This is a genomic window from Nocardia sp. NPDC050717 (assembly GCF_040654275.1).
In the GTDB taxonomy this organism is placed as follows: Bacteria; Actinomycetota; Actinomycetes; order Mycobacteriales; family Mycobacteriaceae; genus Nocardia.
The window spans coordinates 80,514-95,406 of the sequence record NZ_JBFAHR010000005.1 but is presented as its reverse complement, the minus strand read 5'-3'; the positions used below and the strand labels follow the sequence as shown (position 1 = coordinate 95,406).

At 71.6% G+C, this 14,893-nt stretch carries 13 protein-coding genes; 4 read left to right on the top strand and 9 right to left on the bottom strand.

Annotated elements, in window-relative coordinates; translation table 11 throughout:
* Positions 1 to 63: 63 nt before the first annotated feature.
* Complete coding sequence (locus AB0H56_RS13045) at positions 64 to 996, bottom strand: LysR family transcriptional regulator (RefSeq protein ID WP_357161504.1); 933 nt, start codon at positions 994 to 996, stop codon at positions 64 to 66.
* A gap of 101 nt (positions 997 to 1,097) precedes the next feature.
* Here AB0H56_RS13045 and AB0H56_RS13040 point away from each other — a divergent pair, with 101 nt between their 5' ends.
* Positions 1,098 to 1,793: a type 1 glutamine amidotransferase domain-containing protein gene (locus tag AB0H56_RS13040; RefSeq protein ID WP_357161501.1), complete on the top strand. Its 696-nt coding sequence runs from the start codon at positions 1,098 to 1,100 to the stop codon at positions 1,791 to 1,793.
* Between the two features lie 10 nt (positions 1,794 to 1,803).
* Here AB0H56_RS13040 and AB0H56_RS13035 read toward each other — a convergent pair whose 3' ends face one another.
* A complete protein-coding gene (locus tag AB0H56_RS13035; protein ID WP_357161498.1) occupies positions 1,804 to 2,427 on the bottom strand; it encodes a metal-dependent phosphohydrolase in 624 nt (207 codons plus the stop codon).
* 82 nt (positions 2,428 to 2,509) lie between these two features.
* Between AB0H56_RS13035 and AB0H56_RS13030 the strand changes: the two genes are divergently transcribed.
* Positions 2,510 to 2,923, top strand: coding sequence for a PPOX class F420-dependent oxidoreductase (locus AB0H56_RS13030; RefSeq protein ID WP_357161495.1), 414 nt, complete (start codon positions 2,510 to 2,512; stop codon positions 2,921 to 2,923).
* An 18-nt stretch (positions 2,924 to 2,941) separates the two neighbouring features.
* On the opposite strand, the gene AB0H56_RS13025 is transcribed toward AB0H56_RS13030, so the two are convergent.
* From AB0H56_RS13025 to AB0H56_RS13015, 3 genes are all read right to left on the bottom strand, one after another.
* A complete protein-coding gene (locus AB0H56_RS13025) occupies positions 2,942 to 4,402 on the bottom strand; it encodes an MFS transporter (RefSeq protein ID WP_357162051.1) in 1,461 nt (486 codons plus the stop codon).
* A gap of 78 nt (positions 4,403 to 4,480) precedes the next feature.
* Complete coding sequence (gene cobA / locus AB0H56_RS13020; RefSeq protein WP_357161492.1) at positions 4,481 to 5,722, bottom strand: uroporphyrinogen-III C-methyltransferase; 1,242 nt, start codon at positions 5,720 to 5,722, stop codon at positions 4,481 to 4,483.
* Between the two features lie 74 nt (positions 5,723 to 5,796).
* On the bottom strand, positions 5,797 to 7,152 hold the full coding sequence (locus AB0H56_RS13015; RefSeq protein WP_357161489.1) for a DoxX family protein: 1,356 nt from the start codon (positions 7,150 to 7,152) through the stop codon (positions 5,797 to 5,799).
* Between the two features lie 193 nt (positions 7,153 to 7,345).
* Here AB0H56_RS13015 and AB0H56_RS13010 point away from each other — a divergent pair, with 193 nt between their 5' ends.
* Positions 7,346 to 8,470: a phosphotransferase family protein gene (locus tag AB0H56_RS13010; protein WP_357161486.1), complete on the top strand. Its 1,125-nt coding sequence runs from the start codon at positions 7,346 to 7,348 to the stop codon at positions 8,468 to 8,470.
* 11 nt (positions 8,471 to 8,481) lie between these two features.
* Positions 8,482 to 9,591, top strand: a complete 1,110-nt coding sequence (locus AB0H56_RS13005; RefSeq protein ID WP_357161483.1) for a hypothetical protein — start codon at positions 8,482 to 8,484, stop codon at positions 9,589 to 9,591.
* 68 nt (positions 9,592 to 9,659) lie between these two features.
* Here AB0H56_RS13005 and AB0H56_RS13000 read toward each other — a convergent pair whose 3' ends face one another.
* The 4 genes from AB0H56_RS13000 to cobO all read right to left on the bottom strand — a co-directional run bounded on the left by AB0H56_RS13000 (position 9,660) and on the right by cobO (position 14,555).
* Positions 9,660 to 11,255, bottom strand: a complete 1,596-nt coding sequence (locus tag AB0H56_RS13000) for a TROVE domain-containing protein (RefSeq protein WP_357161480.1) — start codon at positions 11,253 to 11,255, stop codon at positions 9,660 to 9,662.
* A 423-nt stretch (positions 11,256 to 11,678) separates the two neighbouring features.
* Positions 11,679 to 12,104 (bottom strand): cobalamin biosynthesis protein, encoded by a 426-nt coding sequence (locus AB0H56_RS12995; RefSeq protein ID WP_357161477.1) that lies wholly within the window; start codon positions 12,102 to 12,104, stop codon positions 11,679 to 11,681.
* Between the two features lie 74 nt (positions 12,105 to 12,178).
* Positions 12,179 to 13,786, bottom strand: a complete 1,608-nt coding sequence (locus tag AB0H56_RS12990; RefSeq protein ID WP_357162048.1) for a cobyrinate a,c-diamide synthase — start codon at positions 13,784 to 13,786, stop codon at positions 12,179 to 12,181.
* Between the two features lie 154 nt (positions 13,787 to 13,940).
* Positions 13,941 to 14,555, bottom strand: coding sequence for a cob(I)yrinic acid a,c-diamide adenosyltransferase (cobO, locus tag AB0H56_RS12985; protein ID WP_357161474.1), 615 nt, complete (start codon positions 14,553 to 14,555; stop codon positions 13,941 to 13,943).
* Positions 14,556 to 14,893: the final 338 nt, after the last annotated feature.

Here is a 14,893-nt window from a genome sequence, read left to right as displayed (position 1 = left end):
CCCCCACTTGCATGTCAAGCATCGGCGCAGGTGGCCTGCCCACGAACCGGGCGGCCCCGGCTACTACCCCCGCCAGGAGCGCGCGGCGGCCGTCAACCGCGCGCGCACCAGATCCACGTGCGGCCGGGGCGGTGCTCCGACGCGACGGGCCAGGAATCCGGTGTTGATCGGCGGGTCATCCGGATCGAGCAGCGCCACCAACCGGGCCGCGGCGAGCTCGCGCGCGCACAGGTAGCGCGGCAGCACGCTGATACCGGCCCCGGCGAGCACCGCGGCCAGGACCGCGCGCAGATCGGCGACGACCAGCGCCGGTTCGGCCTCGAGCCGGGTCTCGAAGACATGCCGCCAGTAGCGGCGCAGGATCGGCAGATCCGCGGCGTAGCTCAGCAGCGGCAGCCCGGCCAGCGCGCCGGGGCCCTCGGCACGCAGCCGGTCGAGGTCGATCCGCGCGGCGACCCCGGGCGCGGCGACGAGCACGAATTCCTCGTCGACGAGCGGCTCGGCGAGCACGGTCCGGCCACGCGGCCGGGACGTGGCGATCACCAGATCCAGTGTTCCCGAGCGCAATTCGGCCAGCAGGTCGTCGGTCAGGCCCGGCCGGACGACGACGCGCACCCCGTCGGCGAGCAACGACGCGAGCGCGGGCACGACCTGCACCGCGATCATCTCCGCCGGACCGCCGAGCAACACCGGCGGATCGGGCGGCGCGGCGCGCTCGGTGACCGTGCCGCTGACCACCGCCTCCAGTTCCTCGAGCGGCGCGCTAACCCGCGCCGCCAGCTCGTGCCCGGCGGCGGTGGCGGCCACCCCGCGCGGCAGCCGCTCGAACAGCGGCCTGCCCAGGTGCCGCTCGAGCGCCTGGAGCTGCGCGGTGACCGTGGGCTGGGACAGGCCGACCTGGGCGGCGCCCGCCGTCAGCGATCCGGTGCGGTACACGGCGAGGAATGTCCGCAGCTGCACCAGATCCATCGAGCCATCGGCTTGCCTATGTCTCATATCGGTCATCCTATTGGTCAACGGATTCCCCCGGACCTAGCGTGGATTTCGGCGGTCGGCGACCCGGCCGCCGACCCCCTGTCGAATGGAGTAGGAATCCGATGGCACACATCCTGTTCGTCCTGACCGGTGCCGACCACTGGACCCTGGCCGACGGCACCGCGCACCCCACCGGGTACTGGGCCGAGGAGTTCGCCGCACCCTACGAGGCGTTCACCCGCGCCGGTCACACCGTCACCGTCGCCACCCCCGGGGGCGTCGTCCCGACCGTCGACAAGGCGAGCCTGGCCCCCGACGTGAACGGCGGCCCCGACGGCGCGGCCGCGGTCGCCGACGCCCTGTCGGCCGCCGAACCCGCACTGCGCCACCCCGTTTCAATCGACGAGATCACCCTGTCCGACTACGACGCGGTCTTCTACCCCGGCGGCCACGGCCCGATGGAAGACCTCGCCGTCGACCCGGCCTCCGGTGCGCTGCTGTCCGCCGCGCTGGTCTCGGGCAAGCCGCTCGGCGTCGTCTGCCACGGACCGGCCGCGCTGCTCGCCACCGCCGATCCCGCGGGCCACTCCCCCTTCGCCGGCTACCGGCTGACCGGTTTCAGCAATGCCGAGGAGACCCAGGCGGGCCTGGCCGACAAGGCGAAGTGGCTGCTCCAGGACCGCCTCGTCGCGCTCGGCGTCGACTACCGCGAGGGCGAGCCGTGGGCGCCGCACATCGAGATCGATCGCAACCTCTACACCGGCCAGAACCCGGCGTCCTCGGCCGAACTCGCCGCGAAGATGCTCGCCGCGCTGTGAGCGCCGGAGCTCATGCGGTGAGCTGAGCCAGTTCGGCGGCGAGATTGACCCGCGCCCGCTCCTCGTAGCGGGCGCGGGCGGTCGGGGTGCGATACAGCACCGGCTGGTTCGCCAGCGCGCGCAGCACGCCGGCCCGGCCCGCGCGGAACAGGTCGTCGGGGACGTGGGCGTATTCGGTGCGCACGGCCGTGGCATAGGCGGCGTAGCTCGCGGCGTCGCCGCCGAGCACGACCAGGTCGGCGTCGCAGAGCACGGCGCCGTTGGCATCGCCCGCTTCGGAGTCGTGGCCGCGGGTGAGCAGCACCAGCCGCACCACCTCGTCGACGAGTTCCGGTGCGGCGTCGAGGGATTCGAGGACGTCGCGGGCCAGATCGGCGCTGCGTTCCTCGTTGTCGGCGCGATCGACGGCGTAGATGGCGTCGTGGAAGAAAGCCGCGTACCTGACCGCGTCGATATCCGTTGCGTGCTCGGCCAATTCGTCGATGGCGGTCAGCATCGCGCGCAGATGGTCCAGGGTGTGGTATTGCCGGTGGGGTTCGGCGTAGCGGGCGATGATCCCCGCGCCGAGCGCGGTGGAGTCCACTCCGGCCAGCGCGGTCCAACGGTCGAGCAGATCCAGCGACGGCGACGACATCACTCCAGTGTCGGCGGACCGGCACGAGCCGACAACCCCGTTCACCGGAATGGCCGGGAACCGAAAAGCGTTCGTCTGGAATGTGACTGATACCGCAGTGCTGTCCGAGGACCTGAAGACGTATCTGGACGAGGAGAAGGTGTACGCGACCGTCGCCACGGTCGGCGCCAACGGGCACCCCCATCTGACCGTGGTCTGGATCAAACGCGAGGGCGACGAGCTGGTGTTCTCCACCACCGTCGACCGCCAGCAGGCCAAGAACCTGGCCCGCGATCCGCGCATCACGGTGATGGTGAACCCGCCCGAGCACCCGTTCCTCTACGCCGAGATCCGCGGCACCGCGACCACGGCCTCCGACCCCGAGCGCGCGCTGCCCGACGAGATGTCGCTGAAGTACACCGGCAAGCCCTACCGCGAGTTCAACCCGGCCTCGGTACACGACGGCGACCGGGTGATCGTGCGCGTCACCCCGCGCCGGGTCGCGGGCCGCTTCTGACCGCGGGGCCCGGCGCACTCAGCTGCGCTGGGCCTCCTCCTGGGCGTGCTGGGCCTGCACCAGCTGCGCGGGCGTGTAGCGCAAGGTCAGTGCGACGAGTCCGGCCAGCACCGCGAGCCCGGCACACACCAGCAGCACCAGCGTGTAGCCGCTGTTGAGCGCGTCGATCTCGGTGGGGTTCATCTGCGCCGCCAGCCCGTCGCGGCCACCCAGTGACAGCGTGCGCGAGGCCGCGATCGGGCTGAGCAGGCCGATGGCGATCGGGGTCGCCAGGTTCATGAACATCTGGCCGACCGCCGAGAGCGGGCCGATGTTCGAGGGCGGCACCCCGACCAGCACACACAGCGGCGCCAGCACCATGGCCACGCCGACGCCGAAGCCGATCACCAGCAGCAGCGTGAGCAGCGTCGGCAGGTACTGCACGTGCCGGTCCAGGGTCGAGCCGAAGAACAGGCCGCAGGCCAGCACGGTGGCCGCCGCCGCGAGCAGCCAGCGCGGCGCGATCACCAGCGCCGCCTTGGAGGCCACCGCGCCGCCGACGCCGATGCCGATGGTGAACGGGATCGAGGCGAGACCGGCCTGCAGCGGGCTGTAGCCGAGCACGTTCTGCAGCAGCTGGGCGACGAAGAACGTCATCGCGCCGAGCACCGCGCCCGCCAGGAAGATCAGGGCGAAGGTGGCGACCCGGTCGCGGCTGTCGAACAGCGACCAGGGCAGCAGCGGATCGGCCTCGCGGCGTTCGGTGAGCACGAAGATCACCAGCAGCGCGAACCCGCCGATCAGCGAGCCGAGGATGATCGGGCTGGTCCAGCCCATCGCCGGGCCCTCGGTGGCGCCGAAGACGATGGTCGCGCAGGCGAGGGTGCCCAGGATCGCGCCCTTGATGTCGAGCGGGGTGCGCTGGTGCACGGTGTCGGTGAGCTTGTAGACGGCGCCGAGCACGATCAGCGCGCCGATCGGCACGTTGATCAGGAAGATCCAGCGCCACGAGAACTCGGTGAGCGCGCCGCCGACGACCAGGCCGCCGACCGAGCCGATACCGGCCATCGACCCGACGATCGCGATCGCCTGGTTCCGGGCGGGCCCGGGTGCGAAGGTGGTCGCGACCAGCGCGAACGCGGTCGGCGCCGCGATCGCGGCGCCCGCACCCTGGAAGGCGCGCGAGATCAGCAGCATCGCCTCGCCGGTGGCCAGGCCACAGGCCAGCGAAGCGGCGGTGAACAGGCCGACACCGTAGATGAGCATCCGCTTGCGGCCGAAAGCGTCGCCGAGCCTGCCGCCGAGCAGCATCAGACCCGCAAAGGTCAGGCCGTAGGAGGTCACCGTCCACGCGCTGCCGGAGCTGGACAGCCCCATCTCCTCCTGCAGTCGCGGCAGGGCGAAGATCACGACGGTGCCGTCGAGCACCACCATGAGCTGCAGGCCGCTCAGTGCGAGGATGGCGAGGCCGAAGGCCCGCTTCGTCACCGGATACTGCATCGTCGCAGCGGGTTTATCGAGCACAACGAGGCAGTGTAATTGGCACCGCGGCAACGCACGGGTGCGCGGGCCGCGAAGCTAGTCCAGCCCGAAACCGGCGGTCGGCCCGATGACGATGATCGCGGGCGGCCGGATCCCCTCGGACTTGACCTTCTCCGCGACCGTCGCCAGGTCGGCGCGCACCACCCGCTGGGTGCGCAGCGTGCCCTCCTGGATGACCGCGGCCGGGGTGTCGGCCGCGCGGCCGCCGTCGAGCAGGGCCGCGGCGAACTTGTCGATCCGCTCGACCGCCATCATCAGCACGAGGGTGCCGCGCAGCTTCGCCAGCGCCGCCCAGTCGACGAGCGAGTCGGGGTGATCGGGCGCCACGTGTCCGCTCACGACGACGAATTCGTGGGTCACGCCGCGATGGGTCACCGGGATGCCCGCGGCGCCGGGGACCGAGATCGGGCTGGTGATGCCGGGCACGACCGTCACCGGGATGCCCGCCTCGGCGCAGGCCTCGAGTTCCTCGTAGCCGCGGCCGAACACGTACGGGTCGCCGCCCTTGAGCCGGACGACGAACTTGCCAGCCTTCGCGCCCTCGACGAGGGCGAGATTGATCGCCTCCTGCGCCATCGAGCGGCCGTAGGGGATCTTCGCGGCGTCGATCACCTCGACGTGCGGGCCGAGTTCGGCGAGCAGTTCCGGCGGGGCCAGCCGGTCGGCCACGACCAGGTCGGCGCGGGCGAGCAGGCGGCGGCCGCGCACGGTGATCAGGTCGGGGTCGCCGGGTCCGCCGCCGACGAGGGCGACGCCGGGGGTCACCGGTTCCGAATCGTCGGTCACCACGCCGGATTGCAGCGCTTCGAGCAGGCCGTTGCGCACGGCGGCCGAGCGGCGGTGCGCGCCACCGGCGAGCACGCCGAGGGTCAGGCCGTCGTAGCGGGCGGTGGCCGGGGTGACGGCGGTGCCGTCGCGGGCGATGTCGGCGCGGACGCAGAAGATCCGCTTCGCGGTGGCCTCGGCGACGACCGCCGCGTTGGTCTCGGGTTCGTCGGTGCAGGCCATCGCGTACCAGGCGTCGTCGAGATCGCCGTCGGCGTAGGCGCGCAGGGTGACGGTGAGTTGCCCGGCGGTCGCCATGCCCTCGACCGCGGGCGTGACCGCCCTGCTGATCACGTGGACGTCGGCACCGGAGGCCACGAGCAGACCGAGCCTGCGCTGGGCGACCGTTCCGCCGCCGACCACGACGACCCTGCGCCCGCGCAGATCGAGCCCGACCAGGTAGTTCGGGTCCCCGGCGGGCTGGTTCGCTGCGGCGTCTGACGTGTTCGGCACAGTGGACGAGCCTAGTTCGTGGCACCGACGGCGCCGAATTCGGCCGCCGACACACCCGGGTGCTCCCGCGGCGCTCAGCCCACGTGGGGGTTGTTCTGGACCCAGCGGAACTCGGTGGCGCGGAGCGGGAAGCCGTCGAGGTCGGTGCGGGTCAGGGTGACCGTCGTCGCCTTGCCGTCGACGTCGCCGCGCAGGACGAGCCGGTCGTCGGCGGGCCGCTCGACGGTGAGGGTGGCGTACGGCGCCGGCGCCGAATCCGGTTGCCCGGCGGGCAGACTCAGGGTCAGCGTGGACGCGGCGGGATCGGTGTCCGCCACGGCGGGGACTAGGGTGTCGTCCATCCGCTGGTAGGCGGCGCCGCCGGTATCGATGATCAGGCGTTGCCAGCGCGTCTCGTCGGTGCGCAGCGCGGGCACTCGATCACCGTCGACGGTGTACTCGGCGACCTCCCAGATGCCGTACAGCTCCGGTTTCGGTGCGCCGCCGCCGTACTCACGCCAGGACTCCATGCCGAGGTACACACAGCCGGCCACGATCCACAGTCCGAGCGCGACCTGTGCCAGGCTCGCCCACCGATTCGCGCGGGCGGACCCGAACAGCGGCGGCTGGGTCGCCGGCCCCGAATCACGTTCCAGCACGAGCACATTCGCCAGCCGACGCGCCTGCGGGGCGAGCAGCACCAGGCTCATCAGCAGCAGGTGCCCGGACAGCATCTTCACCGGCACGTCGAAGGTGAGGTTGAGCAGGAACACCTGCGCCATGCTCACCACGCCGAGCAGGGCGCCCAGGGTCGCGGTGCGCGGCCAGAACAGCAGCAGGCCCGCGAGCACCTCGGCGAGTCCGAGGGCCATCTCGTAGACCGGCGAGGAGCCGACCTGGGTCCACAGCATCGTCATCGGGGTCAGGTCGCCGACGCGGGTGAGCAGCGTGGTGAGCGCGGGCTCTGGCATCTGGGTGGGGATCAGCTTGGCGAACCCGTAGAACAGCATCTGGCCGCCCACGCACAGCCGCAGCGCGGTCATGAACCAGCTGAGCAATCGCGGATAGGCCTCGCGACGGCGGTCGAGCACCGACCACACGACCGTGACCAGCAAGGCGGCCAGCAGGACCAGACCGCACTGGATCCAGATCGCCGCCTGGTCGCCGCTGCCGTTCATCGTCAACTCGGCCTCGACCCCGAACACGTTCTCACCGATCCAGCGGCTCACCGGCGCGAGCGACATCATCTGCCAGGCGATCGCGTCCTCGGGCAGGTGCCGGGCGAGGACGCCGAGGAAGACGAAGGTGATCTGCGCCATCCACAGGCAGAACAGCCCCAGGTAGGCGACGGTGAACCGGAACGCGATCCGGGTGATCGGATGCCAGGCGGGCGGGGGCGCGGCGGGGCTCACGTCGTCGCTGGTCACGCGCTCTGTCGTCGCTGTGGTCACCCACGCCTCCTCGTCGAGTTATCTTGTTACTCAAGCTAATCGGCGAGCTCGGTCCGGCGCTTCCGGGGAAACCCTGATCTTTGCGGCTGTCAACCCCGAGTCTCGGCCACTGATGCGGCCCTTACATTCCGGTAGCGTGTCCGGTACCCAGAAGTGACACACGTTACAGTTCAGCGACAGGGGTACCGCACACATGTCCGAAGATCAGGACCCGGCCGCGCGGGTGTCGCTCACCGTCAGCGCGCGCGATCTGGACGAGTTGTCCGGGCAGTTGGCGCACTGGCTGGCAGGCCGGGTCGGCGCGCCCGTGACGGTGGAGAACCTGAGCAAGCCGTCGGCGGGCGGCATGTCGAGCACCACGATTCTCTTCGACGCGCGATGGCAGACCGGGGAAAAGGCCGAGAGCGGATCGTTCGTGCTGCGGATGGCGCCCGAGGACGGCTCGTTCCCCGTCTTCGAGTCCTACGACCTGCCGATGCAGTACCAGGTGATGTCCGGCGTCGCCGCGGCCTCGGCGGTCGCCGTGCCGCCGCTGCGCTGGCTCGAGACCGACGAGTCCGTGTTCGGCTCCCCGTTTCTCGTGATGGAGAAGGTCGAGGGCAGGGCGCCCTCGGACAATCCGCCGTACGTGTTCTTCGGCTGGCTGTTCGACGCCACCGTCGAGGAGCGGGCCCGCATCGCCGACGCGACGGTCGAGGTGATCACCCAGGTCCACGCCATCGACGACCCCGCCCGGCGCTTTCCGCTGCTCGACGGCGAGGGTTCGGCGCTGCGCAGGCATTTCCAGGCCCAGCGCGCCTGGTACGCGTGGGCGCTGACCGACCACGGGGTCCGGGTGCCGCTCATCGAGCGCGGCTTCGACTGGCTCGACGCCCACTGGCCCGCCGACCCCGGCCCCGAGGTGCTGAACTGGGGTGACGCGCGGCCGGGAAACATCCTGTTCGACGGATTCACCCCCGCCGCGGTGCTCGACTGGGAGATGGCCACGCTCGGCCCACGCGAGCTGGACCTGGGCTGGATCATCTTCATCCACCGCTTCTTCCAGGACATCGCCACCCGCTTCGACCAGCCGGGCCTGCCCGACTTCCTGCGCCGCGACGCGGTGGTCGCGAAATACGAGGAGCTGTCCGGACATTCGGTCCGTGACCTGGATTTCCACATCGTCTACGCGGCGCTGCGGCACGCGATCGTGATGGCCAGGATCAAGTGCCGGATGATCCACTTCGGCGAGGACACCGTGCCCGACGACCCGGACGACTACGTGATGCACCGGCTCAGCCTCGAGGCCTTGCTCGACGGCACCTACGAGTGGGACTGACTGGAGAGACGATGACCGCGATCATGCCCGTCCCGCTGGACGAATACCCCGTCCATCAGACCCCGCTGTCGCTGGCGAGGGTGGCCACCAGCGACCGCAACTTCTACGACCGCTACTACTTCAACGCCTTCGACCCGGCGGGTGACGCCATGCTCGTCACCGGATTCGGCGTGTACCCGAACCTGGGCGTGGTCGACGCCTTCGCCACGGTGCGCCACGGCTCCAGCCAGCGAGCCGTCCGCTTCTCCGACGCGCTCGTCGAGCGCGACCTGACTACCGCCGTCGGCGGCTACCGGATCGAGGTGCTCGAGCCGCTGCGGAAGCTGCGGGTGATCTGCGAGCATCCCGATCTCGGCTTCGACCTCACCTGGACCGGCGCGCATCCGGCCGTGCAGGAGCAGCCGCACCTGATCCTGTCGGGGACACGCCCGATCATCGAGGCCTCCCGCTTCGCCCAGCTGGGGTCGTGGGCGGGCACGCTCGCCGTCGACGGCACCGACTACACGGTCGACCCGGCGTCGTGGACGGGCAGCCGGGACCGCTCCTGGGGCATCCGCCCCTCCGGCGAACCCGAACCGCCCGGGCGCGCCGCGTCCGAGGGCGCGGGCGGGTTCTGGTGGCTGTACGCCCCGCTGCGCTTCGAGGAGTTCGCGATCGTGGTGATCGTGCAGGAGGAGCCGGACGGCACGCGCACGCTCAACAACGCCGTGCGCATCTGGCACGACGGCCGCAAGGAGCAGTTGGGCTGGCCCCGTATGCATTTCGTGTACGAATCGGGCACCCGGCATCCGGTGTCGGTGCGCTTGGACATGACCACACCCGACGGCAAGCCGCTGGAGGTGTTCGTGGAATCGCGCCCCGGCATCGCCCTGCACGTCGGCTGCGGGTACGGGCCCGACCCGGACTGGACCCACGGCCGCTGGATGGGCCGGGACTGGTCGCTGTCGAGCGCCTACGACCTCACCGACCCGGCGATCCTCGCCCGCACCCCCTACGGCGTGATCGACCACATCGGCTACGCCCGCTGCGGCGACGCCGAGGGCTGGGGCCTGTTCGAGCACGCCTCGATGGGCCGCCACGACCCCACCGGTTTCGCCGATTGGTCCTCGGTCGCGCCCTGAGCGCCGGGACCTCTCGCGCGAGAGGAGAGGCGCCGCCGCGACAACGAGGTCGCGGCGGCTCCGATTTCCTAGGCGGCCGTGGCGAAGTCGGCCAGCAGCGACGGGACGGCCGCGTCGAAACCGGCCACGTCGAGCATGCCCGCGTCGGCCGGGTCGGCGATGCTGAACCGCGTCGCCGTCATGCCGACGACCACCAGCTTGGCCCGCGGGTTCACCTCGCGCCGGTACCTGGCCAGCGCCTGGTGCGGGTGCACCGAGCCCGCCCACGTCTCGTTGTCGGTGTACACCGAGAACACGTCGACCTCGATGCCCTGGTCCAGCGCGTGCAGGATCGGCAGCGAGCAGTCCGTCCCGCCGAACGGCAGGCCCGACACCGCGCGCACCGCGTCATCGAGCCGCTGCCGCGGCGAGATCGACAGCGGGGACAGCCGAGACTCGCCCTGCCAACCGCTCGCCGAGGTGAACCCGACGATCTCGTGCCGCGGCTCGGTCCGCGCGCTGACCAGGGCCAGCGCCGCCGACGCCTCCCGCGCCGAGAGCGGCAGGCCCGCGATCGAGCCCGTCATGGAGCCGGACACGTCGAGGGCCAGCAGGTGCCGCAGGCCCGTCGGCCGCACGGTCTCGAACGCCGCGTAGAACGCGGCGTCGAGCGCGTCGACCACCGGCGCGGACGGCGTCCACTCGCCCGCGCCGCGTACCGATCGGCCCGCGGCGTAGGTGCGCAGCGCGATCAGCACCGACACCGGGTGCACGCGCGCCTTGCGCAGCCGCGCCGGGTCGGCGAGCTGCGCGCAGATCGCCGACGTGCGGGCACCGAGCGGATCGAGCAGGCCGAGCCGGGTCAGGCGCGGCAACTGACGCAGCAGCGCCGTCTGCGGAATGCCGTTGTCCAGCAGCGCCTCCCACACCGCGGGCGTGTTCAGCGCCGCGTCGGGCAGCATCTCCCAGCTGAGGCGGTACTCGCGCACCAGCTCCGGCACCCGCGCGACCGGTGCGGTCTGGGCGCGCTGGAAGCCGTCGACCAGGGCCAGGCCGTCGAGATCCGGGGTGCGCCCACAGATCCAGTCGAACAGCCTGCGCCGGGCGTCGTCGGTCGCGGCCGGGTGCGCCAGGCGCAGCAGGTCGCGGTGCGTCCAGCCTTCCCGCTGGCGGTACTTGACCACCTGGTAGGCCAGGTCGTCGACCGGCTTGTCCAGGTACCAGTTCGCCACGGCGCGCGACAGGCCGCGACCCCAGCCGCGGAACTGCTCGGCGTAGCCGGCGAACAGGAACAGGTGGGTGCCGGTGCGGGCGACCAGCGGCAGTGCCGCGAGCGCGGCCCGGCGGCCCTCGACGTCACCGAGCGCGGCGGCCGCGGCGAGCGCGAACAGCGCCGGGTTCGGGCGCGGTGCCCGGCCCGCGGTGGAGATCTCCACGATCTCGCGCACCAGCTCGGCGGTGTGCTCGGCGGCGTATTCGGCGATGAACCCGGCATTGTCGGCGGTGAGTGCCTCCGCGCGGACGTAGTAGGTCCCGCCTTCGGTGCCCAGGGTCAGAAAACGCCGGACGCGCGCGGCCGGGGTGATCTCGAAGACGTAGCCGCCCGCGTTGTTGACGACCTGACCGCGATCGGCGGGCTCGTTCTGCGGCGTGGCGCGACGAGAAAAGCGCGACAGAATGTCCATGGTTCCCCCTCCGATACTCGTATCGGCGTTGCTGTTTCGGCCCCGGGACCCACCGGGGCGTGGTGGACGTGGGGAGCGGGCGGACGTGTGGTGACGGCCGGGAAACGGAAATCGCTTTCCGCCACGGGACTCGAACCCGCTGGACCCGCAGGTCGTGCCAGATAACCGACCGAATCCGGTCCGCCCTGCTCCTCTACGTCTCCTCTACGTCGCAGTCGCTCGGCGGGCGTGTGTGTTCGACCGACGTGTAGTGCTCTACCAGGCTGAGCTACCGGCCCTCGTGGGCCGGGCGGGATTCGAACCCGCGACATCTCCATTGGAAGTGGTAACCGACCGAATCCGGTCCGCCGTGCGACTGCTGGACATGAGATTAACGGTCACGGACGATCTTGCCCATCGAATTAATTCGCGACCGTCGGCGCTTCAATCCGCGCCGGGAGTGCGGAGGTACGCCGCCGCCGCCACGACCCCGCCGACGACCGTTCGCGCACACGCGAGTTCCCCCGCACCGGCCAGCAAGGCGGCCGCCTCGGCGACACTCGGCGTACCCACCGCCGCGGCGGTCCGTTCAGACCGGTGGCCGACCTCAGCGCCAGCGAGTTCTGCGGCGGCGAAACCGCGCACACGAACTCCGAGTTCCTCTGCGGCAGCGAGTATCCCGGGATCTTCAGCGCGCCGGTCGATCGTCGCCAGGCACCCGACAACGGCCGTGCCTGCGACGGCACGCACTGCGGCCAGAATCGACTCCGCCGCGGCTCGCGGTCGCGCCCCGACACCGACAGCCACCCGAACCGGGCCACCGTTCGCGCGCGAACCGCCTGCTTCGGCGGCAGGGTCAACCGTGCGCATCGCGGTTCCACCCGGTCGGGCCGCGCGGCTCGCCACCTCGGGTCGCCTGGAGGGGGCGGCCGGACCGGCCGTCGTCATGTTCGACCGAATCGGCTTGCGGCGGTGACGAATCGGGTGATCGCTTCGGGGTTTCCGGCGGGGTGGGTGTGCAGGTAGGAGGCGTGGACCTGGCCGGTGACGGCGCCCTCGGTCGTGGATTCGGTGAGGCGCCAGCCCCAGGCCGCGGGGGTGGTGGGGGCGCTGACGAGGCGGGTGCGGTGGAATTCGTGGCCGCGGACCCGGGTGCCCGCGCGCCAGAGGACCGAATCGTGCAGGGCGACGGCGTCGCGGTAGCCGAGGGTCAGGCGGGGGCCGAATTCGGCGTCGGCGTCGAGGACGCCCGCCATCGGGTGACCGTCGAGGGAGCGGGTCAGGTACAGCAGGCCCGCGCATTCGGCGTGGATCGGTAGGCCGTGGCGCGCGCCCTCGGCGATCGCCGCCCGGAGGACGGCATTGGCGGACAGCTCCGCCGCGTGCTCCTCCGGGAACCCGCCCGGCAACACGACGCCGGCTGTCCCCTCGGGCAATTCGTCGATCAGCGGATCGAAGACCACCACCCGCGCGCCCGCCGCCGTCAGCACCTCACGGTGCTCGGCGTACCCGAACGTGAAGGCCGGTCCGCCTGCCATCGCGATGATCGGCCCCTGGTCCTCGGCCGTGCCGCCCGGCAGCCCTGCGCGATCCCACCCACGGTGCTCGGTGGTGGAATCAGACGGTACTGCCGTGCGCGGCCCGCTACGGCCACGCGAACCAGCGAGAGCATCGGCGACCGAGCCGGTCGTCGGCGCGGCGCTGCCGCTCGTCGATGCCGAGCCGACCTGCCCGACCGTGGCGGGTACGTCGGTCGAACTCGACGGGCTCGCGGAAACGGCCGAAACCGTTGCCGTGTCGAGGAATTCGGCGACCTCGGCGGCTGGGTCCCAGGCGGGGCCCGCGGTGGTTCCGGCGGCGAGGGCTACCACGGCACGCAGGTCGATGTGGGCGGCGACGAGGTCGGTCATCGCGGCCACGGCGGAAGTCGCCGCCGAGCCGTGTTCGACCGCGGGGATGAGGCCCAGATGCCGTGAGGGGACCTCCAATTCGGCCAGGCGTGGGAGGGCGCCGAGGACCGGGAGGCCGACCTGGTCGCACGCGGCGCGCAGGACCTGCTCGTGCCGTTCGCTGCCGACGCGGTTGAGGATGACCCCACCCAGGCGCACCGAGGAGTCGTAGGTCGCGAAGCCGTGCAGGAGCGCGGCCAGGCTCTGGGAGTGACCCCGAGCGTCGACCACCAGCACCACGGGCGCGCCGAGCAGGCTCGCGACCTGCGCCGTCGACCCCTCCGCCACGGCATCGGCGCGGTTCTCGTCGATGCGCCCGTCGAACAGGCCCATCACGCCTTCGACGACGGCGATGTCGCACCCGTGCGCGCCGTGCCGGTACAGCGGCACCACGCGCTCCTCGCCCACCAGCACGGGATCCAGATTGCGGCCGGGCCGACCGGCCGCCAGGCCGTGATAGCCGGGATCGATGTAGTCGGGGCCCACCTTGAACGGCGCCACCCGATGTCCGGCCCGCCGCAGCGCGCCGATGAGTCCCGTAGCCAGCGTGGTCTTGCCGCTGCCGGACGCGGGCGCGGCGATGACGACAGCAGGTGCGCTCAGCACGAGAGCGCACCGACGTCGGGCCGCCCGATCGCGGAAACCCTGGGACAACGCGACCCGGCGACCTCCGTCGTCGCGCTCCGGGCACGATCGGTCCTCCTGGTCCGCACGGTAGGGGCGACAGCGTCGCTCACCCGGTGCGCCGCCACGGACCTCACCACTCGATGCCGCGCTGGCCCTTGCGGCCCGCGTCCATCGGGTGCTTCACCTTGGTCATCTCGGTGACCAGGTCGGCCGCGTCCATCAGCGCCTGCGGTGCATCGCGGCCGGTGATCACCACGTGCTGGTTGCCGGGCCGGTGGGTCAGCGTCTCGACGACCTCGTCGATGTCGACCCAGCCCCACTTCAGGGGGTAGGTGAATTCGTCGAGCACGTAGAAGCGGTGCTGTTCGGCGGCCAGGCGGCGCGCGATCTCCTGCCAGCCCGCGAGGGCGGCGGCCGCGTGGTCCTCCTCGGTGCCGTGCTTGCGGGTCCACGACCAGCCCTCGCCCATCTTGTGCCACTCGACCGCGCCACCGGCGCCGGTCTGCTCGTGCAGGGTGCCGAGCGTACGGAAGGCGGCCTCCTCCCCCACCTTCCACTTGGCGCTCTTCACGAACTGGAAGACGGCGATGTCGAAGCCCTGGTTCCAGGCGCGCAACGCCATCCCGAACGCGGCCGTGGACTTCCCCTTACCCGGCCCGGTGTGCACGGCCAGCACCGGCTGATTGCGGCGCTGACGCGTCGTCAGACCGTCTTCCGGCACCACCTCGGGAACACCCTTGGGCACGACATCTCCTCCGTTCGGTGTCCCGGCACCCATCGGCCGAGCCTGCTCACTGTTCTATCAGGGCCCACCGGACCCGCCGTGCCCGCCTGATCGTCCCGGCGCCGGCGTGACCCACGAGTGAGCCGTCGACGCCGCGCTCGTTCGCCACGCCTCGGCATGACGGAGCCGCGAGCGACCGCAGTCGCGCACCGTCGCCGGACCACAGACGTTCCGGCGTTCGAGGCGGCCGGCATCGGACAGATCCGACGAGAGCGCCGGGCATTCCCGCCGCGCCGCGTCGTCAGGCAGCGGGACCGACCGGGAAGCGGCCCCGGACCCTTCCCGGTCACGTCGTCACG